This window comes from Nocardiopsis sediminis (assembly GCF_042650565.1).
In the GTDB taxonomy this organism is placed as follows: Bacteria; Actinomycetota; Actinomycetes; order Streptosporangiales; family Streptosporangiaceae; genus Nocardiopsis_B; species Nocardiopsis_B sediminis.
In genome coordinates this window covers 92,961-114,702 of sequence record NZ_JBHSBH010000013.1, presented here as the reverse complement: position 1 = coordinate 114,702, position 21,742 = coordinate 92,961, and the positions used below count along the sequence as shown (strand labels likewise).

Here is a 21,742-nt window from a genome sequence, read left to right as displayed (position 1 = left end):
CGGGGCGTCTGCGGATACCGGTCGCTGCGCGTGGGTGCTACAGCGGGACGTTGACGCAGGCCAGGCGGTCTCCGGCGGTGCCGGAGTCGTCGGGTCCGGTGTGGGTGTGGTGCTCGTGGACGACGACGGAGTTGGCCTCGCCCTCGCGCGGTTGCCAGGTGACCCCGGCCTGGGCGCCGCCCGCGCCGTCGGAGTCGGTGGTGAAGTCGAGCCAGACCTCGTTCTCGGGGTTGGCGAACCGCGGGCTGGTCGAGGGCTGCTCGGGGTCCTCCCGGTTCTGGTAGTGCGGGCCGGAGTCGTCGGGGTCGGGCCCGCACGGATCCGTGTGCACGTGGGCGCCGTAGTCGCGGTCGGGTTCGAGGCCGTCAAGGCGGATGGAGAAGTCGGTTCCGCCGGCCACGTTGGCGACGACGCGGACGTCGATGGTGGAGCCTTCGGGCACGGCCTCGGAGTAGGTGAGCGCATCGGCGCCGGAGTCGGCGGCCTCGAACGTGGCCGACACCGAGGCCAGCTCCTCGAGGTTCGTGCCGTCCGACTCCTCGCGGTTCGTACCGTCCGATTCGGCGCCTTCGGCGGCGTCGTCGTTGCCCTCGTCGTATCCGCCGCCGCCCCCGCCGCCGTTGTTGCACCCCGCAAGGAGCAGCACGGACAGGGCCAGGCCGAAGAAGGTTCGGGTCAGGGGCACGTCGTTCTCCCGGTGTCGTTGGGCGCGCATCCACTCAGAACGCTACCCAACGCGACCGCATCGTCACGGGAGAACCGCCGATTCACCCGCATCCGGATCCGGGGACCGCGGCGGGGCCCCGCCCCTGGTCAGGGGGCCGGAGCAGGGAACGTGTCCTTGAAGGTGAAGGCGTCCGCCGAGGGGCCGCGGTCGCGCAGCAGCTCCAGGCGCTTCAGGGCCTCGCCGACCGTGGGGGTGTGCCCGGCGGGGACCCACCACAGGACCGCTTGGACCTCCTTCATGTGGACGAACCAGTCGCGGCGCCGGCGCAGCAGGTCGATGTGGCCGGTGCGGTAAGTGAACTCCCACAGCGACTCCACCGACTCCCACACCGAGAGGTTGATCAGTGTGTCGGGGCCGTCGTCGCCGAGGGGGCGCAGGCTCGTGGCGTCGTTCTCCCCTTCGCCGACGAGGCGCCACACGAAACCGGGGCTGGCCTCGGCGAGGGCGTTGATGGGGTCGAGCATGCCGGTGAACCCGGCCATCCGGGGGTCGTCCAGGGGGTGGGTGAACGTGCCGATGTTGAGCTGGGCGAGGTGGTGGGAGGGGCTCATGCCGGTCAGCACACCACGCGCCGCCTTTCTATGTCAAGATTCATTGTTTTTGGAAATCGCCACGCAGCACCCGCCCTTCACCGGGTCCATCCGCGCCGAGAATCCGGCCGCACCCGCCCCCTCCAGCACCCCGCGCAGCAGCTCCAGGTTCATCCCGCAGGCCAGCGGCGGGTAGTCGCGCGCCAGCGCGTGGAACGGGCAGTTGCGCAGCCGCAGCACCGCGGGGTCGGCCGGGTCGGGCGCCGGCTCATAGCCGTTGCGCTCCAGGCACCGCGCCAGGCCGCCGGCCGCGTCGGGCCGCTCGTCCGGGGCCAGCGCCTTCCCCTGGCGGACCCCCTCTTCGCGGGCCGCCGTATGCAGCGCGTCTTCGGCTCCCTCGCGCAGCACCGCCTCGGCCAGCACCCGGGCCGCGGTCGCATAGTCGCGCGGCGGCAGCTGCACGCTGTGCTCCCGGCCGGCCCGCCGGTACAGCTTGGCCGGCCGCCCCGACCCGGGCCCGTCGCGCCCGGAGACCTTGCCGCGCGAGACCTCCAGCAGCCCGGCTTCGACCAGCTTGTCCAGGTGGAAGGCGACGAGGGTGCGCTGCGCCCCCACGGCGTCGGCCGCCGCGGCGCGGGTGACGTCACCCCCGTGGTCCACGATGTGGCGGTAGAGGCGGCGGCGCAGCGGCTCGGCCAGCACGCCCACCGCGGCCAGGGGATCGTCGGCGTCCGTCCCGGGTTCGCTCATGGCTCCATTGTGCGTCCGCCGCGCGGCGCGCGGGCGGCCGCACCGACCCGTCCCACCGGCGAACACCTACCAAAGCCAAGTAAAACCAAAAAAAACAACATCAAGTCTTGTGTGGTCCAGCTCATAGCTCCTAGCATCGGTCTCGACCACGGTGAAACGCAGGTGATGGGACATGTACGCCGAAGAACGCCAGCAGGCGGTGCTGCGCCGGGCGCGGACCGAGGGCCGCGTCGACGTCGCGGCGCTGGCCGCGGAGTTCGAGGTGACCTATGAGACCGTGCGCCGCGACCTCACGGCGCTGGAGCGGCGCGGGGTGCTGCGCCGCGTGCACGGCGGGGCGATCCCCGTCGAGCGCCTGGGGTTCGAGCCCGCACTGACGGTCCGCGACACCGTGATGACCGCCGAGAAGGAACGCATCGCCAAGGCGGCCCTGGCCGAGCTGCCCGAGGACGGCGCGATCCTGCTCGACGCCGGCTCCACCACCGGGCGCATGGCCGCCCAGCTGCCCGCCGACCGCGAGCTGACCGTGGTCACCAACTCACTGTCGATCGTCTCGGTGCTGACACCGCGCCCCAACATCAACCTCCTCGTCCTGGGCGGGCGGCTGCGCCCGCGCACCCAGGCCACCGTCGACGACTGGGCCCTGCGCGTCCTGGAGGACACCTACGTCGACGTCGCCTTCATGGCCACCAACGGCGTCTCCGCCGAACGCGGCCTGACCACCTCCGACATGGCCGAAGCGATGGTCAAGCGCGCCATGGTGCGCGCCGCCCGCCGCCTCGTCCTGCTCGCCGACCACACCAAGGTCGGCAACGACCACTTCACCCGGTTCGCCGGGCTCGACGACTTCGACTGCCTGATCACCGACACCGGGATCGCCGAAGGGCTCGCGGAGGAGATCCGCGCCATGGGCCCGCGGGTGGTCCTCGCCTGACCCCACCCCCTTCCTTCCCCATTACCCCCCGTTTCACCGGCGCTCCCGCCAAAGGGTGCTGTTCGGTGATGCCCGATACCGCCGGAGGCCCCATGTCGATCCAGGAGAAACCCGCACCACCGCCCGACCGCCAGCGCCCGGCCATGGAGCGCGTGCGATCGCGTGTGCAGCGCTTCGGCGGCCACCTGTCCGGCATGGTCATGCCCAACATCGGCGCCTTCATCGCCTGGGGCCTGATCACGGCGATGTTCATCCCGGACGGCTGGCTGCCCAACGAGACGCTGGCGCAGCTCGTCGACCCGATGATCAAGTACCTGCTGCCGGTCCTCATCGGCTACACCGGCGGGCGCCTGGTCCACGGCCAGCGCGGCGCGGTGGTCGGCGCCATCGCCACCGTGGGCGTCGTGGTCGGCACCGACGGCCCGATGTTCCTCGGCGCGATGATCATCGGCCCGCTGTCCGCGTACTTCATGAAGCTCTTCGACCGGACCGTGCGCCCGCACGTGCGGTCGGGCTTCGAGATGCTGGTCGACAACTTCAGCGCCGGCATCCTGGGCGGCATCATGGCGCTCATCGGCCTGGTGAGCGTCGGCCCGGTGATCGAGTCCATCACCGGGGTCCTCGGGGCCGGCGTGCAGACGCTGATGGACGCGCGCCTGCTGCCGCTGGTGTCGATCATCGTCGAACCCGCCAAGGTGCTGTTCCTCAACAACGCCATCAACCACGGCGTGCTCAGCCCGCTGGGGGTCGCCGACGCCGCCGAGAACGGCAGCGCCATCCAGTTCCTCATCGAGCCGAACCCCGGCCCCGGCCTGGGGATCCTGCTCGCCTGCATGTTCTTCGGATCGCGCGCCACCCGCGCCACCGCCCCCGGCGCCGCCATCATCCAGTTCTTCGGCGGCATCCACGAGATCTACTTCCCCTACATCCTCGCCCAGCCGCGGCTGATCCTCGCGGCCATCGGCGGCGGCGCCAGCGGCATCCTGGTCTTCCTGCTGACCGGCGCCGGCCTGGTCGCCTCCCCCTCGCCGGGCAGCATCATCGCGGTCCTGACCGTGACGCCCCGCGGCGGCCACGTCGGGGTCATCGCCGGGGTCGCCGTGGCGGCCGTCGTCTCCTTCCTGATCGCCGGCGCTCTGCTCGGCTTCGGCCGCGGGAAGGACAAGGAGGAGGACGAGACCGCCACCGCCGCGAGCCCGCCCTCCGGCGACGCAACGGGCGACGCCGCATCCGCCGCGGCCGACGCCGACACGGACACCGACAGCGGCGCCGGCGGGAACACCATCAACGGAGCCCAGGTCGAAAAGGTCGTCGTCGCCTGCGACGCCGGTATGGGCAGCAGCGCCCTGCTGACCTCGATGCTCACCAAGAAGCTGGCCGCCTACTCGGTGGGCGTCTCGCACACCTCGGTGGACCGGATCCCCGACGACGCCGACGTCGTCCTGGTCCACACCAATCTCGCCGAGCGGGCCCGGCGCAACGCACCCGGCAAGGTCGTCGTGCCCTTCAACGCCTACCTGGGCGACCCTGCTTTCGACCGACTGGAAAAGGCCATCAAGGAAGGACAGGCCATTGACGGCTGACGAGACGACCCTGCGCATCACCCCCGATGCCGTGCGGCTGGGGTGCACGGCCGAATCCAAGGCCGACGCGATCGACCAGTGCGGGCGCCTGCTCCTGGAGCTGGGCGCGGTCGAGCCGGGGTACCTCCCCGCCATGCACGAACGGGAGCAGTCGGTCCCGACCTACATCGGCGAGGGGGTCGCGATCCCCCACGGCACCGACGCCGCCCGTGCGCTGGTGCGCCGCACCGCCCTCGCCGTCCTCCAGTTCCCCGGCGGGGTGGACTGGGACGGCAACGACGTCCGCGTCGCCATCGGGATCGCCGCCGGCGGCGGCGAGCACATGACCGTGCTGTCCAACCTCGCCACCACCCTGTCCATCCCCGAGCAGGCCAAGGCGCTGCGTGCCGCCACCGACGTCGACACCGTGATCGCCCTGCTCGACCCGTCCGGCAACGACCAGACCACCGACGACCCCGTGAAGGAGCCCCGATGAAGGTCGCCCGTTTCTACGCGCCCGGAGACATCCGGATCGAACAGGCGGAGGAACCGCAGGCGGGCCCCGGCGAGCTGAAGCTGCGCGTGCGCAACTGCTCCACCTGCGGCACCGACGCCAAGATCCACCGCCACGGACACCACCACATCGCGCCGCCCCGCGTGATCGGCCACGAGATCGCGGGCGAGGTCGTCGCCGTGGGCGACGGCGCCGGCGACTGGTCGCCCGGCGACCGCGTCCAGGTGATCGCGGCCATCCCGTGCGGGCAGTGCCCCGACTGCGCCCGCGGCTGGCGGACGATCTGCCCCAACCAGGAGTCGATGGGCTACCACTACGACGGCGGGTTCGCCGAGTACCTCATCGTCCCCGCGAAGGTGCTGGCCGTCGACGGCGTGAACCGCATCCCCGAGGGGGTCGGCTTCGCCGAGGCGTCGGTCGCCGAACCCCTCGCCTGCGTCCTCAATGGCCAGGAGCTCGCCCGGGTCGGCGCGGGCGACACGGTCGTGGTCATCGGGGCCGGGCCGATCGGCTGCCTGCACGTGCGAATGGCGCGGGCGCGCGGGGCCGAGCGCGTCTTCCTCGTCGAGCTGAACCGGGGCCGGCTCGACGCCGCCGCCGCTGCCGTCTCCCCCGATGCCGCGATCTGCGGCGCGGAGACCGACGCGGTCGACGAGGTCCGCAAGCTCACCGACGGCCGGGGCGCCGACGTCGTCATCACCGCCGCCGCCTCGGGCAAGGCCCAGGAGGACGCCCTCCAGATGACCGCGCGCCGCGGCCGGATCAGCTTCTTCGGCGGGCTGCCCAAGGACAACCCGATCATCTCCTGCGACTCCAACCTGGTGCACTACCGGGAGCTGACCATCGTGGGCGCCAACGGGTCCAGCCCCGACCACAATCGGCGCGCGCTGGAACTGATCGCCTCGGGCGCGGTCCCCGTGGCCGACCTCATCACCCACCGCAAGTCGCTCGACGACGTGGTCGCCGCCATCGAGACCGTCATCGCCGGCGAGGCCATCAAGGTGACGATCGAACCATGAGACGCACGTTCACCACCGCGCATCCGGTCAGGGCCACATGATCCTCACCGTCACCCCCAACCCCAGCGTCGACCGCACCCTGGAGGTCGGAGCGCTGCTCCGCGGCGGTGTGGTCCGGGTCGAAGGGGCACGGACACAACCGGGCGGCAAGGGGGTCAACGTCTCGCGGGTCCTGCGCCGCCACGGCGAGGACACGACCGCGGTCCTGCCGGTAGGGGGTTCCGGCGGCGGCCGGCTGTCGACGCTCCTCGCCGACCAGGGCGTGTCGGCCGTCACCGTGCCCATCGCCACGGCGACCCGCAGCAACATCACCATCGCGGAGTCCGACGGGATCACCACCAAGCTGAACCTGCCGGGGCCGGCCCTCACCGACGCCGAGACCGACACCCTGCTCGGAGCGGTCGACGCCGAGCTGGAGCGCGGCCCCCGGTGGCTGGTGGGGGCGGGCAGCCTGCCCACGGGGGTCGCGGCCGACTTCTACCCGCGGCTGGTCCGGCTGGCGGCGCGGCACGGCGTCCCGGTCGCGATCGACACCTCCGGTGTCCCCCTTGAGGCGGCGGCCCGGCAGGGCGGGACCGCCCTGCTCAAGCCCAACCACGAGGAGCTCGCCGAGCTGCTGGGGCGGGAGCTGCCGACCATCGGCGACGTCACCGACGCCGCCCGCGAAGTGCTGGCCTGGGGCAACACGGCCGTCCTCGCGACCCTGGGCGCCCACGGCGCCCTGCTGGTGACCGGGGACGGGACCTGGTGGGCGGGCGGTGCGGCGGTGACCCCGCGCAGCACCGTCGGCGCCGGGGACTGCGCCCTGGCCGGCTACCTGCACACCGACGGCCCGCCCGGGGAGAGGCTGCGGCGGGCCGTTGCGTGGGGGGCGGCCGCCGTCGGCCTGCCGGGGACCACCGTTCCCGGCCCCGGCGACATCGACATCGACGCCGTGGAGTCCGTCACCGGGCCCGGGCGCGAGCTGCTCGTCAAGGAGCTGTGACCGCCCTGCCCCCATCCCCGCCATCGTCCACCCATCCCCCCATCGCCGCCGCAACGGCTCCACGACCTAAGGGAGAACCCATGCCCGAACGCACCGCTGTCATCGGCTCGTCGGTCGGCCTGCACGCCCGGCCCGCCACCCTGTTCGTCCAGGCGGTCGTGGGCACCGGCCTGCCGGTCACGATCGCCAAGGAGGGCGGCTCCGCGGTCGACGCGCGCAGCGTGCTGACCGTCATGAGCCTGGGCGCCAAGGGCGGCGACACCGTGGTCCTGTCCGCCGACGGCGACGACGCCGACACCCACCTCGGCGAACTGGCCGCCCTGCTGGAAAGGGACCTCGACGCCGAGTGACGCCAGGCCCATATGAGCCCCGGTCCGCCGCCGTACGCCCCGGTGTGGCGGCGGGCCGGCCCGCCGCCGTCCGCCTCCGACTCAGTCCCGACCGCCCGCGCGGAACCGTCCGCCGCGCAGGGCTCCCGGCCGGACCGTCCCCGTGCCCGATGCCCCGTGGCTTCCCTCGGCCCGCGGCCGGGCACCGGCGCGGACGTCCGGCCCCACCGGCGGGGAGGTAGGGGACGCCTCCCCGCCGGCGCCCCGGCCCCCAACTGCGCGGGGGCCGGGGCGCCGCCGCGCGTACGATCGGAGGCGGCTATGAGAACGATCAGACACGGCGGCGAGCACGAGACCGAGATCCGCAGGTCCCGCTTCATCTGCGCGCTGGAGCGCGCGGGGGGCGAGGACGAGGCGCGTGCGTTCATCGCCGAGCGGCGCCGGCTGCACTGGGACGCCACCCACAACTGCACCGCCTACGTGCTGGGCACCCATGCCGATGTGCAGCGCTCCAGCGACGACGGCGAGCCGTCGGGCACCGCGGGGCTGCCCATGCTGGAGGTGCTCCGGCACCGCGGTCTCACCGACACCGTCGCCGTGGTCACCCGCTATTTCGGCGGGGTCAAGCTGGGCGCCGGCGGCCTGATCCGCGCCTACGGCGCGGCTGTGTCGGCCGCACTCGACGCGGTCGGCGTCCTGGAGCGGCGCACGCTGCCGGTCGTGGAGGTCGCCGCCGACTACCTGCTGGCCGGTCGGCTGGAGAGCGACCTGCACGCGTCGGCCCACCACGTGCGCGACGTCCGGTACGCCGCGGACGTCCGGTTCGACGTCGCCCTCGCCGACGACGACGTCGCCGCATTCCACGCCTGGCTCGCCGAGTCCACCGGCGGCCGCGCCGAGTGCACCCCCCAGGGCGAGACCACGGTCGAGGTCCCGGTGGACGACCCGGCGGGCTGACCCGCCGGGCTGACCCGGCGCGGCGGCGGAGCGCGACGCGTGACGGGCAGGGGCCGCGGGCGTGTGCACGGGCGGGAAGCCGTTCTAGGATTCCGGTACACGACGTCGTCCCAGGGGGTGACCGGGCATGGGCTTCCGGCCGCGGGTACCGGTCGCCGCGGTGGCGGTGCTGCTGGCGGGCGCCGCCTGTACGGGCGAGCCCGCGCAGCCGCCCGGTGCGACGCAGTCGCCCCGTCCGCTGCCCACCTCCTTCGGCGGCGAGCCGCCGCCGGGGGTGGCCGGTGCGCCCTCGCGCTTCCTGCACGGGCCGGGCTCGGACGGCCCGGACATCCTCGACGACCCCATGGGGGTGCGGATCCAGGCGGTCGGCGACGCCTTCCTGATCAGCTCCAACAGCGAGGAGCGGCACGTGCTCCAGGACGCCGCCGATGGCGCCACGCTGTGGGAGGGCGGCCATCGGGTCGACGGGTTCGGCACCGACCGCGACGGGTCCGACGTGCTCGTCCTCACCGGGGACGACGGCACCACCACCGTGGTCGGCGACGACGGCGAGGCTGTCTGGTCGGGCGACGGGGGGCGGGATTCCTACGTCGGCGGCGTCGTGGTGCGCCGCCCCGAGGGCTGGAGTGCCGACGACCCCTACGGCGACTTCACCGTGCGCGGGACCGACGGCGCGGAGATCTGGGACTTCGCGTTCACGCCCCCGCCCGGGGCCGATCCCGGCGACTCCGGCGACCCCGACGGCCGCGGCGACGGCGAGGGCAACGGCAGCGAGGAAGGCGACACCGAACCACCGCTGTTCGGCGACCCGGACGCCCCCTCCGCGGCCCCGGACCCCGACCGCCTGGGCGTCCCCGTGGGCGCGCACGGCGACGCGCTGCTGCTGACCGACGGATCCGGCCTGTTCCAGGCCCGCGACATCGGTGACGACACCGGCGAGCTGCTGTGGAGCGTGGCCGGCGACGACCCCGCCCTCGCCGGGGACTCCGGGGTGCCGCTGCCGCAGCCGCAGATCGTCGGCTACTACGACCTGCCCGGCACCGGCGACGGCCCGGAAGCGACCGCGGCCGGGGAGCCGGAGGACGCGCCCGCGAGCGGGGAGCCCGACGGCGGCGCACCGGAGGCGCGCCCCACCGTGCTCCTGCGCTGGAGCTTCCCCGAGGACCCCTCGCTGCTGTCCCTGCACGACCTCGACGACGGCGCGACCCTGTGGACACTGACCGAGCCCGGCGCCAACCCCGTCGACCGCGAGTTCACCCCGGCGCAGGTCACCGGCACCGTCTACGATCCCGCCACGGGGACCCTGCTGCTGCCGCAGGCCAGCGGCGCGGCGTCGCTGATCGCGGTCGACCTCGCCACCGGCGCGCAGCGCTGGGAGTTCGAGGACGCCGACGAGCGGTCGATCGTCCCCGCCGTCGCCCTGTCCGGCTACGTCTACGGCGACTCCCGCAGCGCCGACGACACCGAATCCTCGCAGGTGGTGCTGGAGGCCGAGACGAAGGACGTCGTGGCCGACGACCTGGACTCCTACGTCGAGGCCGCGACCGGCGACGGCCACGTCCTGGTCGTGCGCGACCGCCAGCGCTTCGTGTTCCCGCCGCCCGGCGACCCCGCCCCCGGGGTCTCGGCGAGCCCCACCCGGTAGCCGGCCGGGTCCCGGGGCCGGTTCCGCCCGGTCAGCGCCCGCCGATCCGGAGGGCCAGAGGGTCGCGGGCCCGCTGGTCGTGGCCGATCGGCACGCGCACCGCCACCGACGCCACCCGGCCGTACCGGATGGGGCTCCCGTCGCCGAAGCGCAACGGGCGGAAGCCGAGAGTGCGGCCGATCCGTTCGACGGCCGGCGTGGTGAACGCGCACAGTTCCCGCACCCCCTGCCGGACCGCATAGTCGGCCGCCCCGGTGATCAGCAGCGACGCGGTCAGCCCGAGCGGCACCTGGGCCTGGGGCCCGCTGCGCGCGACGGCGGTCACCGAGGCGAGGCGGCTCATCTCCCAGACGTCGGGGCTGCGGGGCGCGGGTTCGCCGCGCAGCGCCTGCGGGAAGACGTCGGCCAGCATGTAGGGCGCGGTGGTCGGCAGCAGCCGCAGGCACCCCATGAGCGTGCCGTCGTCGGTGCAGGCGATCGCGTAGACCGGGTCGAGGTCGTCGAACCGGTCCTTCTCCCGGCCGCCGGCCGCGGCGACGTTCCAGTGCAGGCGGCGTTTGAAGACGTCGTGCCGGAGCCGGAACATGGCGTCGAGCAGATCGGGCGTGAGCCCGGGGTCGCCGGCGCGGCCGATGACGAGGCGGGCCATGGGACGGCGGCTCCCTTCGGCGTGACGGGCGACGGCAGACCCACCGTATCGATTCGCATACGGAAAGTGATCGACCGATCGCGGGTGTCCCCGCCGCGGCACGATTCGGGCCGCGATCCGCTCTCACCGGCGCCGCATCCGGGCGCGCGCGTGCCATCAGATGGTCAGACAATGCGCCGGGCGCCGACCATTTGGCCGAAAAAGTACTCGGTCATGTCGACGATTTGTACGCTTTTTCCGGTGCTCGGCGCGTGCACCATTTGGTCGTATCCGATGTAAATTCCGACGTGACCCGGCCCTGAGTAGAAGAAGACCAGGTCGCCGGGGAGCAATTCCTCCCGGGAGACGGACACCCCCTGGGTGAACTGATCATAGGTGGTGCGGGGCAGGTTCTTGCCCGCCTTCCCGTAGGACCACTGGACCAGCCCGGAGCAGTCGAATGCATCGGGTCCCGCGGCGCCGAACCGGTAGGCCTTTCCGACCCGGCTCTTCGCGTGTTCCACGGCGACTTCGGCCACCGAAACGGCGCGTGGGACGTGGTCGGCCGCCGCGGATTCCGGGACGGTCAGCCCCATTGCGGCGATCGTCGCGATCGCGGAGACGGTCAATGCCACGCGCACCATCGGTCTCGGTCTTCGCGCGGGCGAATACAGGGCTAATGCGTTGACCACCGTCATATGTCCCCCCGGTGAATCACCTCGTTTGCCGCATCTCATCCGTGCGGCGGGCACATTTCACCAGGGAAGCACAGACCGATTCATATTCCGGCACAAGCGCCAACGGCGGCGTGTCGGATTCAGGATGGGTATTCGCTTCGCCGGAATTTCCATCGGTGCGGATTCGCGGCGCACGCCGGATGTCCGGCCGCCGCGGGCGTCACCCCGCGGCCGGCTCCAGGCAGCAGCCGAGGACGCGGGCGATCCGCTCGATCAGGTCGTCGGGGTCGTGCCGGACCATCGCGGTCGCGCCCTCGACGCGCCGCACCATGCCCATGCCGATCAGCATCGAGGCCGCCAGGGTCGCGCGGACGCGCGCGTCGTCGCCGTCGAGGACGCGCTCCAAGGGCTCGATGATCGCGTTGGTCAGCCGTTCCTGGAAGACGGCCTGGAGGTCGGGGTCGCCGGCGGACTGCTCCAGTGCCCGCTGGAGCGGCGTGCTCTGGCCGTGGGCGCGGCGCACCAGGTGCTCGGCCAGGCGGCGGGGCAGCACCGCCGGATCGCCCTCGAAGATGCCGGGGAACACGGCGTCCTCGGCCACGACCTCGGCGAGGAGGCCGCGTTTGGCGCCGAAGTAGCGGTTGATCAGCGCGACGTTGACGCCCGCGTGGGCGGCGATGCGCCGTGACGAGACCTGGGTGTAGCCCTCGCTGGTGAAGAGTTCCCGGGCGCTGTCGAGGATGCGCTGCCGGGTGGCCTCCCGATCGCGCACCCGGCCGGCGCACTCATCTGTGGCGTGCGACTCCATCACGGCTCCCAGGCGTCCGTTCCTACAGCTCACGGCGTTCGCGATCGCGCCTCGCAATTGCACGGGCCATGAAGACTAGCATTCCGGCTTGACAAGTCAACAGTGTTTACTTATACCGGAGGGGAGACCCGAGAACCCCCTCCCCCCGGTGGCGCGGGCGGTTCGGCATGCCGTGCCCCGGCTATGCCGCTGCCGCGCCGCGCACCAGCGAGCCGACCGGGCGCACGAGAGCGCCCCCCGCGCGGGGAAATCCGAGCGTGCTCGGAAGGCGCCCCGCAGGCTGAGCGGGGAACAGGGAGCGGTTCCGGGCAGGGATGGGCGATCTGCATGGGGGACGGCGAAGTGGAGCAGAAGGTGGCGCGAGCACGGGCCGACGGGGCGTTACCCGCGGACATGGATGTCGCGGATGTCGAGGTGCCCCGGTACACCAGACGCCAGGTGGCCGAGATCCTGGCCGGGCTGATGCTGGCCATGCTCACCTCGATGCTGACCACCTCCATCGTCGGCACGGCGCTGCCGACGATCGTGGGTGAACTGGGCGGGCAGGACCAGCTGGCCTGGGTGGCCAGCGCCACCATCCTGTCGATGACCGCGTCCACACCCCTGTGGGGGAAGCTGTCGGACATCTGGGGCCGCAAGCTCCTCTTCCAGATCGCCCTGGTCGTGTTCATCACGTCCTCGGTGGCGGCGGGGTTCGCCCAGGACATCTCCTGGCTGATCGCCGCCAGATTCGTGCAGGGCATCGGGGCGGGCGGCCTGGCCGCGCTGCCGCAGATCATCCTCGGCGACGTCGTCGAGCCGCGCGAACGGGGCCGCTACTCCGGCATCATGGGCGCGGTCTTCGGCGTCTCGACCGTCGCCGGGCCGCTGCTCGGCGGGTTCCTCGTCGACAGCCCGCTGGGCTGGCGCTGGTGCTTCTTCATCACCGTGCCCGTCGCCGTCGTCGCGTTCATCGTCATCCAGCGGCTGCTGCGGCTGCCGGTCCGCCCGCGCGGCGACGCCCGGATCGACTGGTGGGGCGCCACCTTCATCGTGGGGGCCGCCAGCGCGCTGATGCTGCTGCTCAGCCTGGCGGGCAAGGAGTTCGCCTGGACCTCCGCGCCGGCCCTCGCCCTGGCCGGGGGCACCGTCGCGCTCACCGTGGCCGCGGTCCTGACCGAGCGCCGCGCCGCCGACCCCATCCTGCCGCCGCGGCTGTTCCGCAACGGCACCTTCGTGCTGGCCTCGCTGGCCTCGCTCACCGTGGGCATGGGCATGTTCGGGGTGATGATCTACTTCCCGCAGTACCTCCAGATCGTCAAGGGGATGAGCCCCACCGGTTCCGGCCTGATGACCCTGCCCATGGTGCTCGGCCTGCTGGCTGCGTCGATCTCCTCGGGATACCTCACCAGCCGCACCGGACGCTGGAAGGTCTACCCCGTCGCAGGGATGGTGCTGATGGGCCTGGGGTTCGCCACCCTCACCCTGCTCGATGTGGGCTCCAGCCTGGCGCTGGTCGGCTCCGGCGTCGCGCTGATCGGCCTGGGGCTGGGCCTGTCGATGCAGATCCTCATCCTAGCCACCCAGAACGCCCTGGAGCGGTCCGACATGGCAGCGGCCACCTCCGCGGTGTCGTTCTTCCGCAACCTGGGCGGCGCCGTCGGGGTCGCCGCCTTCGGCGCGGTCATGACGACCCGCCTGCACGACGAGCTCGCCGCGCTGGCCGCGCAGGCCCAGGCCGCATCAGGCGACGGCGCCCCGGCCGCGGGCCTGTCGGAATCGGCCCTGGGGTCGCCCGAGGCCATCCGGGCACTGCCCGCAGCGGTGCAGGACACCGTGCTCCAGGCGTTCAGCGACTCCATGCACACCGTGTTCCTGATGGGCATCCCGATCGCCGTGCTGGGCCTGGCCTTCGCGCTCTTCCTCAAGCACACACCGCTGCGCTCCCGGAGCTGAACCCGCCGCCGGCATCGGGGCGGCCCCCCGGTGCCGACGCAGAGGTGGCGACGGCTCAGAGGTAGCGGCGGAACCCCTCGGCGGAGTCGGCGAACCCCAGGGCGCGGCAGAACTCGTGGGCGCTGCCGCGGCTCTCGTGGGACAGCAGCTCGATCTTGTAGCAGCCGGCGCGCGCCGCGCGGTCGACGGCGTCGTCCATCAGCGCGCGGCCGACGCCCCGGCGCCGGCACCCGGCGTCGACCACGACGTTGTCGACGACCGCCCACGGCTGGGCGTCATGGGTGAGGTTGGCGACCACGATCAGGTCCAGGGTCCCGATGATCTGCCCGCGGCGCTCGGCCACCAGCACCGTGCGATCGGGGTCGCCCTCCATCCGGGTCCAGGCCCGGACGGCGGCGGAGGACATGCGGACGGTGCCGCTCTGCGTGGGCGTGGTGTCGCCGAGGTCGCGAAGGAGCCGCAGTATCGCACCGAGGTCGGACCGGATGGCCGCGCGGATAATCATGGCTTTCGGCATCGTAGCCGACAGTGGCCCACAAGGCCGACCTGCCCCCCAACCAGGCATGAAAAGCACCAGGAGGAGGCCGCCTCCCCCTGGTGCCCGACATGAACGAGCGCGCGGTGCGCCCGTGAACGGGCCGCCGGGCGCCCCCGTGCGGGGGCGCCGGTGCGCCTACGGCTTGATGATGCGCACCCCCTCGTGCACCTCGCCGCCGCCGGGCTGCTGCGGAGCAGCGGCGTCGGAGCGCTGGTGCATGGCGGTGACACCGGGGTCGTTGGCGGCGCCCGCCGCTCCCTGCTGCGGTGCGGGCTGCTGCGGTCCGGGTGCACCGTAGCGCGCGCCCTGGGGCCGCGCCGGGGCCGGGCGCACCGGCTGGGCGGCGGTCCCCTGCGCGGCCGCCGCCGGGTTCAGCTGCACGGTGGCCTCGTCATCGGCGGGAGCCGGAGCGGGTGCGCCGGTGGCCTGGCCGCCGGCGGGAGCCGGAGCGGCACCCTTGGACGCGACGGGCGCCTGGGGGCCGGAGGGCGCGCTCACCGGCGCCTGCGGGCCCGACGGCTGGCGGACCGGCGACGCCTGCGGGCCGGACGGCTGGCGGACCGCCTGCTGCTGCGGAGCGGGCTGCTGGCGCACCGCGCCCTGCCCGGTCTGCGCCGCGGCGGGCGTGCCCTGGCCGCCCTGGGCCGGGCGGCCCCCCTGGGCGTTCTGCTGGTTCTGCGGCTCGGCCGTGTTCGAAGCGCCCTGCGGCTTCTGCGGCCCCTGCTTGGCGGACGCGGCGGAAGCGGCGGCCTTCTTCGCGGCGGCCTGCTCGTGCTCCTCGCGGGAGAGCCCGGCTTCGAGCGGCCCCGCGGCCTTCTCGGCCCCCAGCAGCTCCGCCAGCGTCCCGTGCATGTCGCCGAGCCGGCGGACCGCTTCGTTGTGCGTGGCGGTCAGGGTGGCCAGGCGGCGGTCGGCGGTGTCGTTGATCTTCTTGGCGCGGGCCTCGGCGTCGTTGATCCGGCGCTCGCTGTCCTGCTTGGCCTGGGCCCGGAGCTGCTCGGTCTCCTGGCGGGCGCTGGTGATCATGTCGTTGGCCTCGGACCGGGCGCTGGCGACCACGCGCTCGGCGTGCTCCTCGGCGTCCTTCATCCGCCGGGCGGCGTCCTCGTCGGCCTTGGCGCGGATCGACTCGACCTCGCCCTGGACCTTGGCGCGCTTGTCCTTGGCCTCCTCCTCGGCGATGCGGAGGATCGTGGACATGCGCTCGCTGATCTGCTCGTGCTCGGGCTTGACCGCCGCCTTCTCCTTGGCTTCGGTGAGGTCCCGGCGGAGCTGCTCCAGTTCGTCGTGCGCCCGTGCCAGCCGCTCCTGAAGGTCGCGGGTCTGGTTGTGGTTGCGGACGACGTAGTCGTCGACCTGGCGCTTGTTGTAGCCGCGCTTCTCGGTCGGGAAGGCTTCTTCTCGGAGTAGGTTCGGCAGGATTTCCGGTGTGTGCTCGTTCATGTCCTAATCAACCAGGTCGACGGCAAGTCAGGGAAGGTGGCCCGGCTCCCTGCCTATCATTCCCATAACGCCCGGAACACTCATCTGTGGCCCTTATTTGACGAATCTTGGGGTGTGACGGACGACAACGGCAGGGAACCCGAGTCAGTGCGAAGTGTGACGGAGCGGACGCGAAGGGGTTCGACCACCGTAGTGGCGCCGCGCCCGTCCCTCAATGGCCGGGCCGGAGCGCTCCCGCGCACGGCCCGCCGGGACGACCCCGTTAGTTCGCCTACTAAGGTATGCGCGATCAGCGGGGCGCGGGGCCGATCGGCCATTCCGTTACGGCATACTCTCGCGCGATCCAAGGAGGCGCGACGTGTCGAATGTGTCCGGTGCCCGAGTGGGTGACGCCGTTTTCGGCCGGCCGGAGATCCATCCTGATGCCTGGATCGCCCCGGGGGCCGTGGTGGTGGGGCGCGTGCGCATCGGCGCCGAGAGCAGCGTCTGGTACGGCTGCGTGCTGCGCGCGGACACCGAGGACATCGTCGTGGGCGACCGGGTCAACATCCAGGACCAGTGCGGCCTGCACTCCGATCCCGGCGAGCCGGCGGTCCTGGCCGACCGCGTGAGCCTCGGGCACAAGGCCATGGTGCACGGGGCGGTGGTCGAGGAGGGGGCGCTGATCGGGATCGGCGCGATCGTCCTAGGGGGCGCCCGGGTGGGGGCCGGCGCCCTGGTCGCGGCTGGCGCGCTGGTGCCGCCGGGCAAGGTGGTCCCGCCCGGTGTCCTGTGGGCGGGCGTGCCCGGCCGGGTCGTGCGTGAGCTGACCGATGCCGACCGCGCCGGCTTCGCCGCGACCCCCGAGAATTACGCTGCCCGCGCCCGCGGCCACGCCGCCGTGGACTGGCGCTAGCCCCTGGCCAGGGGCGGGGATACCGCCGGAGGACTATCCGGCGGCGGCCCGGAATGGCCCGTCTGGGTCATGCGGCGCGGGGCTACCGGAGCGTAGCCTTACCGTCAGGTGGGATGCCCGATCCGATTCCACGGCCCGCGGGCTCCGGGGATACGGGCCGCCTCCCGCCACCCCACGTACAGGGCGGGTCGCGCCCCCGCAGCCCTTTTCTACGGAGGTGGGCGCGCTTTGGACTCCGACATCGACACGCGCCTGCACGACCGCGTGGCGCTGGCCGAAATCGAGCTCTACGCCGAAGTCCTGATCGCGGTGGCCACGGCCGATCGCCGGCTCACCATCGCCGAACTCGACGCGGTGCTGGGCGTGCTGCCCCGGCGCTCCCGCCGCGATCCGCGCCCCCCGCACCCGCGCCGCCACCGCCGGACCCCCAGCCCCCACTTCCCGGGCTGAGGGGTCCCGGGCACCCCCGGCAGGCTTCAGGCGTTCTCCTTCTCCGCCTCGCCCTCCGCCGGGGCGGCGTCGCCCTTGACCGACCGCAGCAGCAGCTGCGACACGTCGACCACCTCGAGCGACTCCTTGGCCTCGCCGCGCGACTTCTTCTCGTTGATCGCGTCGCCCAGCATCACCTGGCAGAACGGGCAGGCGGTCGAGACCGTGTCGGGGTCGGTGGTCAGGGCCTCGTCCACGCGCTCGGTGTTGATGCGCTTGCCGATGCGCTCCTCCATCCACATGCGCGCGCCGCCCGCGCCGCAGCAGAAGCCCCGCTCCTTGTGGCGGTGCATCTCGACGGTGGTGACACCGGGGACCTGCGCCATGATGTCGCGGGGCGGCGTGTAGACCTTGTTGTGGCGGCCCAGGAAGCAGGGGTCGTGGTAGGTGATGTTCTCCTCGATCGGCTGCACCGGGGTGAGCCGCCCCTCCTCCACCAGCTTGGCGAGCAGCTGGCTGTGGTGGACGACGTCGTAGTCGCCGCCGAGCTGCGGGTACTCGTTGCCCAGGGTGTTGAAGCAGTGCGGGCAGCTCGCGACGATCCGGGTGACGCCGGCGTCGTTGAGCGTCTCGACGATCTGCTGGGCCAGCATCTGGAAGACGTACTCCATGCCCAGCCGCCGGGCGGGGTCGCCGGTGCACGCCTCCATGCCGCCCAGGACCGCGAACTTCACGCCCGCGATGTGCAGCAGTTCGGCGATGGCCTTCGTGGTCTTCTTCGCGCGGTCCTCCAGCGCCCCGGCGCAGCCCACCCAGAACAGGTACTCGGTGCCCTCGGGCAGCTTGTCCTCGACGACGGGGACCTCGAAGTCCAGCTCGGAGATCCAGTCGAGGCGCTTGTCCTCGCTCATCCCCCACGGGTTGCCCTTGTTCTCGAGGTTCTTGAGCAGGGTGTTGGCCTCGGAGGGGAAGCTGGACTCGATCATCACCTGGTACCGGCGCATGTCGAGGATGTGGTCGATGTGCTCGATGTCGACCGGGCACTGCTCGACGCAGGCGCCGCAGTTGGTGCAGGACCACAGGACATCGGGGTGGATGACGCCGCCCTCCTCCTCGGTGCCGACCAGCGGCCTGCCGAGCAGGGAGAGGACGTCGTCGTGGATGTCGGGGGTCTCCTCGTCGATGCCCTGGAGCAGGTAGGGGGCCTTCGCGTAGGCGTGCTCGCGCAGGTCCATGACGAGCTTCTTGGGCGAGAGGGGCTTGCCGGTGTTCCACGCGGGGCACTGCGACTGGCACCGGCCGCACTCGGTGCAGGTGGTGAAGTCGAGCAGCCCCTTCCAGGTGAACTCCTCGACCTTGCCGACGCCGAAGGGGTCCTCGTCGGGGTCGGCCTCCTCGAAGTCGAGCGGGGAGCCGTCCTTGCCGAGCATGGGCTTCGCCGCGCCCAGCGCCGGGGAGCCGTCGTCGTTGCGCTTGAAGTAGATGTTGAACGGGGCGGTGAAGCGGTGCCAGCCGATGCCCATGGTGAGCACGGCGGCCAGCGCCATGAAGAACAGCCACGAGATGACCAGCTTGAACGCTGCCACCAGGGCCAGGCCGGGCTCGCTGGGCGGCAGGACGGCGCCGACGGCGTGGGAGACGGGGGTGGCCCACACGGGGAACGGGAAGTCGCCCATGGCGACCTTGAACCCGCGGATCACGAAGATGCAGGCGAGGAGGGCGATGATGTAGCCCTCGACGTAGTAGGCCGTCCAGTGCCGGGAGTTGTCGAAGCGCGACGCGCGGCCGAGCCTCCGGGCGCCCCTGACCTGCCGGTAGACCGCCAGGGCGATGATCGAGACGAGGCTGGTCGCGGCGATGGCCTCGATGGCCAGGCCGTAGAGGGTCCAGTCGTGGATGAGCGGCAGGTGGAAGTGGGGGTCCCACACCTCACCGTGCGCCTCGGCCACGGTGAACACCAGGGCGGGGAACGACACCATGACGAACCAGTGGGCGACGCCGACCCACCGCCACTTGAGCATGCGGGTGTGCCCGAGCGTCTCGATCAGCGTGTTCGTCAGCCGCCGCCCGAAGGGCCCCTTGCGGGCCGCTTCGATCGGGCGGCCGGTACCGAGGGTCCGCACCATCCGGCGGATGCCGTAGGCGAACATGCCGATCCCGACCACGGCGAAGGCGGTCGTGACGACCCCCAGAACGATGTAGAGCATCGCCCGCGGCCTCCCATCCTGGTGTCGTGCTCCGGTGCGCCACACATCGGAGTCCCCCCGATGTTACTAGCGGGTAGCCCCCGCGTGGGCGCGAGGGCCGGACCGCGCGAGGTGCTCCCAGCGTAATGAGGCGGCACGCCGCCGGGGACACGCCCCGCCCCGCACCCCATCCCGCGCGCCCGCACCCCTGCTCCCCTGCCGGGACGAACACCCCCGCACCCCCGGGGCCCGGCGTCCGGGTATGCCCTGAGATCTCCCTGAGCCGGCGGCGGGGGAGCGAAAACCCGCCGCACGCGGGAACAACGGCCGGGACCCCCTCCGTTGAAGGACTGTGTGAGATGTGTTGAGTCGATCCGACTCAAGTCATTTGACAGCGCGCAGCCGACGAAGCAAACTTACGCCGGTAAGACTCAACTTTGACGGAGGACGTAGTCATGGCACGTGCGGTCGGTATCGACCTGGGGACGACCAACTCGGTCGTCTCGGTCCTGGAGGGCGGCGAGCCCACGGTCATCGCCAACGCCGAAGGCGCCCGGACCACCCCGTCCGTCGTCGCCTTCGCCAAGAACGGCGAGGTGCTCGTCGGGGAGGTCGCCAAACGCCAGGCGGTCACCAACGTCGACCGGACCATCCGGTCGGTCAAGCGCCACATCGGCACCGACTGGAAGACCGAGATCGACGGCAAGAGCTTCACGCCGCAGCAGATCAGCGCGTTCGTGCTCCAGAAGCTCAAGCGCGACGCCGAGGCCTACCTCGGCGAAGAGGTCACCGACGCCGTCATCACCGTCCCGGCCTACTTCAGCGACTCCCAGCGCCAGGCGACCAAGGAGGCCGGTACGATCGCGGGCCTCAACGTCCTGCGCATCATCAACGAGCCCACCTCCGCCGCCCTGGCCTACCACCTGGAGAAGGAGGACGAAGCCACCATCCTGGTCTACGACCTCGGCGGCGGCACCTTCGACGTCTCCCTCCTCGAGGTCGGCGACGGCGTGGTCGAGGTGAAGGCCACCAACGGCGACAACCACCTGGGCGGCGACGACTGGGACCAGGCGGTCGTCGACTGGCTGGTCGAGCGCTTCAAGAACAACAACGGCGTCGACCTGTCCAAGGACAAGATGGCGCTCCAGCGGCTGCGCGAGGCCGCCGAGAAGGCGAAGATCGAGCTGTCGAGCTCCAGCGAGTCCGCCATCAACCTGCCCTACATCACGGCCTCGGCCGAGGGTCCCCTGCACCTCGACGAGAAGCTCACCCGCGCGGAGTTCCAGCGGCTGACCGCCGACCTCCTGGAGCGCACCAAGCAGCCGTTCCACCAGGTCATCAAGGACGCCGGGTTCGGTGTCGACAAGATCGACCACGTCGTGATGGTCGGCGGCTCGACCCGCATGCCCGCGGTCGTGGAGCTGGTCAAGGAGCTCACCGGCGGCAAGGACCCCAACAAGGGCGTCAACCCCGACGAGGTCGTCGCCATCGGCGCCGCGCTCCAGGCCGGTGTGCTGAAGGGCGAGGTCAAGGACGTCCTGCTGCTCGACGTCACCCCGCTGTCGCTGGGCATCGAGACCAAGGGCGGCGTGTTCACCAAGCTCATCGAGAAGAACACGACCATCCCGACCAAGCGGTCGGAGATCTTCACCACGGCCGACGACAACCAGCCGTCCGTGCAGATCCAGGTCTACCAGGGTGAGCGCGAGATCGCCCAGTACAACAAGAAGCTGGGCGTCTTCGACCTCACCGGCCTGCCCCCGGCGCCGCGCGGCGTCCCGCAGATCGAGGTCGCGTTCGACATCGACGCCAACGGCATCGTGAACGTCACCGCCAAGGACCTCGGCACCGGCAAGGAGCAGTCGGTCACGATCTCCGGCGGGTCGGCCATGAGCAAGGACGACATCGACCGCATGGTGCGCGACGCCGAGCAGTACGCCGAGGAGGACCGCAAGCGCCGCGAGGACGCCGAGGTCCGCAACAACGCCGAGTCCCTCGTCTACCAGACCGAGAAGGTCATCAAGGACAACGAGGACAAGATCCCGGCCGACGTCCGGTCCGAGACCGAGGACGCCGTCGGCGAGCTGAAGAAGGCGCTCGAGGGCACCGACGTCGAGGCCATCCGCACCGCCAGCGAGAAGGTCGCCCTGGCCAGCCAGAAGATCGGCTCCGCCATCTACGGGCAGGGCCAGCAGCAGGCCGGCGCCGAAGGCGCCGCCGACACCGGCGCGCAGGCCACCGCCGACGACGA

At 72.1% G+C, this 21,742-nt stretch carries 21 protein-coding genes (1 of these 21 running past the window's edge); 12 read left to right on the top strand and 9 right to left on the bottom strand.

The features are described from left to right. Positions 1–37: 37 nt before the first annotated feature. From ACFOVU_RS20695 to ACFOVU_RS20685, 3 genes are all read right to left on the bottom strand, one after another. The gene (locus tag ACFOVU_RS20695; RefSeq protein WP_378536141.1) at positions 38–685 is read right to left on the bottom strand and encodes a superoxide dismutase family protein; all 648 of its coding nucleotides are present in this window, start codon (positions 683–685) and stop codon (positions 38–40) included. A 128-nt stretch (positions 686–813) separates the two neighbouring features. Continuing rightward, complete coding sequence (locus tag ACFOVU_RS20690; RefSeq protein WP_378536140.1) at positions 814–1,278, bottom strand: DUF3291 domain-containing protein; 465 nt, start codon at positions 1,276–1,278, stop codon at positions 814–816. Between the two features lie 33 nt (positions 1,279–1,311). After that, positions 1,312–2,007, bottom strand: coding sequence for a helix-turn-helix transcriptional regulator (locus ACFOVU_RS20685; RefSeq protein WP_378536138.1), 696 nt, complete (start codon positions 2,005–2,007; stop codon positions 1,312–1,314). 172 nt (positions 2,008–2,179) lie between these two features. On the opposite strand from ACFOVU_RS20685, the gene ACFOVU_RS20680 reads away from it, so the two are divergent. From ACFOVU_RS20680 to ACFOVU_RS20645, 8 genes are all read left to right on the top strand, one after another. After that, positions 2,180–2,941 (top strand): DeoR/GlpR family DNA-binding transcription regulator, encoded by a 762-nt coding sequence (locus ACFOVU_RS20680; protein ID WP_378536136.1) that lies wholly within the window; start codon positions 2,180–2,182, stop codon positions 2,939–2,941. Between the two features lie 143 nt (positions 2,942–3,084). After that, a complete protein-coding gene (locus ACFOVU_RS20675; protein ID WP_378536474.1) occupies positions 3,085–4,524 on the top strand; it encodes a PTS mannitol transporter subunit IICB in 1,440 nt (479 codons plus the stop codon). After that, positions 4,514–4,999, top strand: coding sequence for a PTS sugar transporter subunit IIA (locus ACFOVU_RS20670; RefSeq protein ID WP_378536135.1), 486 nt, complete (start codon positions 4,514–4,516; stop codon positions 4,997–4,999). The genes ACFOVU_RS20675 and ACFOVU_RS20670 overlap by 11 nt, the downstream gene beginning before the upstream one ends. Next, positions 4,996–6,036, top strand: coding sequence for a zinc-dependent dehydrogenase (locus ACFOVU_RS20665; protein ID WP_378536133.1), 1,041 nt, complete (start codon positions 4,996–4,998; stop codon positions 6,034–6,036). The genes ACFOVU_RS20670 and ACFOVU_RS20665 overlap by 4 nt, the downstream gene beginning before the upstream one ends. A gap of 37 nt (positions 6,037–6,073) precedes the next feature. Then, positions 6,074–7,021 (top strand): 1-phosphofructokinase, encoded by a 948-nt coding sequence (gene pfkB / locus ACFOVU_RS20660; RefSeq protein ID WP_378536131.1) that lies wholly within the window; start codon positions 6,074–6,076, stop codon positions 7,019–7,021. Positions 7,022–7,101: 80 nt separating this feature from the next. Then, the gene (locus tag ACFOVU_RS20655) at positions 7,102–7,371 is read left to right on the top strand and encodes an HPr family phosphocarrier protein (RefSeq protein WP_378536129.1); all 270 of its coding nucleotides are present in this window, start codon (positions 7,102–7,104) and stop codon (positions 7,369–7,371) included. Between the two features lie 300 nt (positions 7,372–7,671). Continuing rightward, positions 7,672–8,307: a YigZ family protein gene (locus tag ACFOVU_RS20650; protein WP_378536127.1), complete on the top strand. Its 636-nt coding sequence runs from the start codon at positions 7,672–7,674 to the stop codon at positions 8,305–8,307. A 127-nt stretch (positions 8,308–8,434) separates the two neighbouring features. Beyond that, positions 8,435–9,952: a hypothetical protein gene (locus ACFOVU_RS20645; RefSeq protein ID WP_378536125.1), complete on the top strand. Its 1,518-nt coding sequence runs from the start codon at positions 8,435–8,437 to the stop codon at positions 9,950–9,952. 31 nt (positions 9,953–9,983) lie between these two features. Here ACFOVU_RS20645 and ACFOVU_RS20640 read toward each other — a convergent pair whose 3' ends face one another. The 3 genes from ACFOVU_RS20640 to ACFOVU_RS20630 all read right to left on the bottom strand — a co-directional run bounded on the left by ACFOVU_RS20640 (position 9,984) and on the right by ACFOVU_RS20630 (position 12,065). Further along, complete coding sequence (locus ACFOVU_RS20640) at positions 9,984–10,601, bottom strand: acyl-homoserine-lactone synthase (protein WP_378536123.1); 618 nt, start codon at positions 10,599–10,601, stop codon at positions 9,984–9,986. A gap of 164 nt (positions 10,602–10,765) precedes the next feature. Beyond that, positions 10,766–11,224, bottom strand: coding sequence for a C40 family peptidase (locus ACFOVU_RS20635; RefSeq protein ID WP_378536473.1), 459 nt, complete (start codon positions 11,222–11,224; stop codon positions 10,766–10,768). A gap of 253 nt (positions 11,225–11,477) precedes the next feature. Next, positions 11,478–12,065, bottom strand: coding sequence for a TetR/AcrR family transcriptional regulator (locus tag ACFOVU_RS20630; protein ID WP_378536121.1), 588 nt, complete (start codon positions 12,063–12,065; stop codon positions 11,478–11,480). Positions 12,066–12,458: 393 nt separating this feature from the next. Here ACFOVU_RS20630 and ACFOVU_RS20625 point away from each other — a divergent pair, with 393 nt between their 5' ends. Then, entirely contained in the window at positions 12,459–14,000 is a 1,542-nt protein-coding gene (locus ACFOVU_RS20625) for an MDR family MFS transporter (protein WP_378536119.1), read from the top strand. A gap of 55 nt (positions 14,001–14,055) precedes the next feature. Here the strand turns inward: ACFOVU_RS20625 and ACFOVU_RS20620 are convergent, their stop codons facing one another. Beyond that, positions 14,056–14,505: a GNAT family N-acetyltransferase gene (locus ACFOVU_RS20620; protein ID WP_378536117.1), complete on the bottom strand. Its 450-nt coding sequence runs from the start codon at positions 14,503–14,505 to the stop codon at positions 14,056–14,058. A 168-nt stretch (positions 14,506–14,673) separates the two neighbouring features. Beyond that, positions 14,674–15,981 (bottom strand): hypothetical protein, encoded by a 1,308-nt coding sequence (locus ACFOVU_RS20615; protein WP_378536115.1) that lies wholly within the window; start codon positions 15,979–15,981, stop codon positions 14,674–14,676. Between the two features lie 367 nt (positions 15,982–16,348). Here ACFOVU_RS20615 and ACFOVU_RS20610 point away from each other — a divergent pair, with 367 nt between their 5' ends. Then, positions 16,349–16,876 carry a gamma carbonic anhydrase family protein gene (locus tag ACFOVU_RS20610; RefSeq protein ID WP_378536471.1) on the top strand — a complete coding sequence of 176 codons (528 nt, stop codon included), beginning with the start codon at positions 16,349–16,351 and terminating at the stop codon, positions 16,874–16,876. Positions 16,877–17,104: 228 nt separating this feature from the next. After that, positions 17,105–17,326, top strand: a complete 222-nt coding sequence (locus ACFOVU_RS20605; RefSeq protein WP_378536114.1) for a hypothetical protein — start codon at positions 17,105–17,107, stop codon at positions 17,324–17,326. A 26-nt stretch (positions 17,327–17,352) separates the two neighbouring features. On the opposite strand, the gene ACFOVU_RS20600 is transcribed toward ACFOVU_RS20605, so the two are convergent. Continuing rightward, on the bottom strand, positions 17,353–19,512 hold the full coding sequence (locus tag ACFOVU_RS20600; protein ID WP_378536112.1) for a (Fe-S)-binding protein: 2,160 nt from the start codon (positions 19,510–19,512) through the stop codon (positions 17,353–17,355). A gap of 434 nt (positions 19,513–19,946) precedes the next feature. Between ACFOVU_RS20600 and dnaK the strand changes: the two genes are divergently transcribed. Next, positions 19,947–21,742 carry the 5' portion of a molecular chaperone DnaK gene (gene dnaK / locus ACFOVU_RS20595; protein ID WP_378536110.1) on the top strand. 64 nt of this gene lie beyond the right edge of the window, so only the first 1,796 of its 1,860 coding nucleotides appear in the window; the start codon lies at positions 19,947–19,949; its stop codon lies beyond the right edge, outside the window.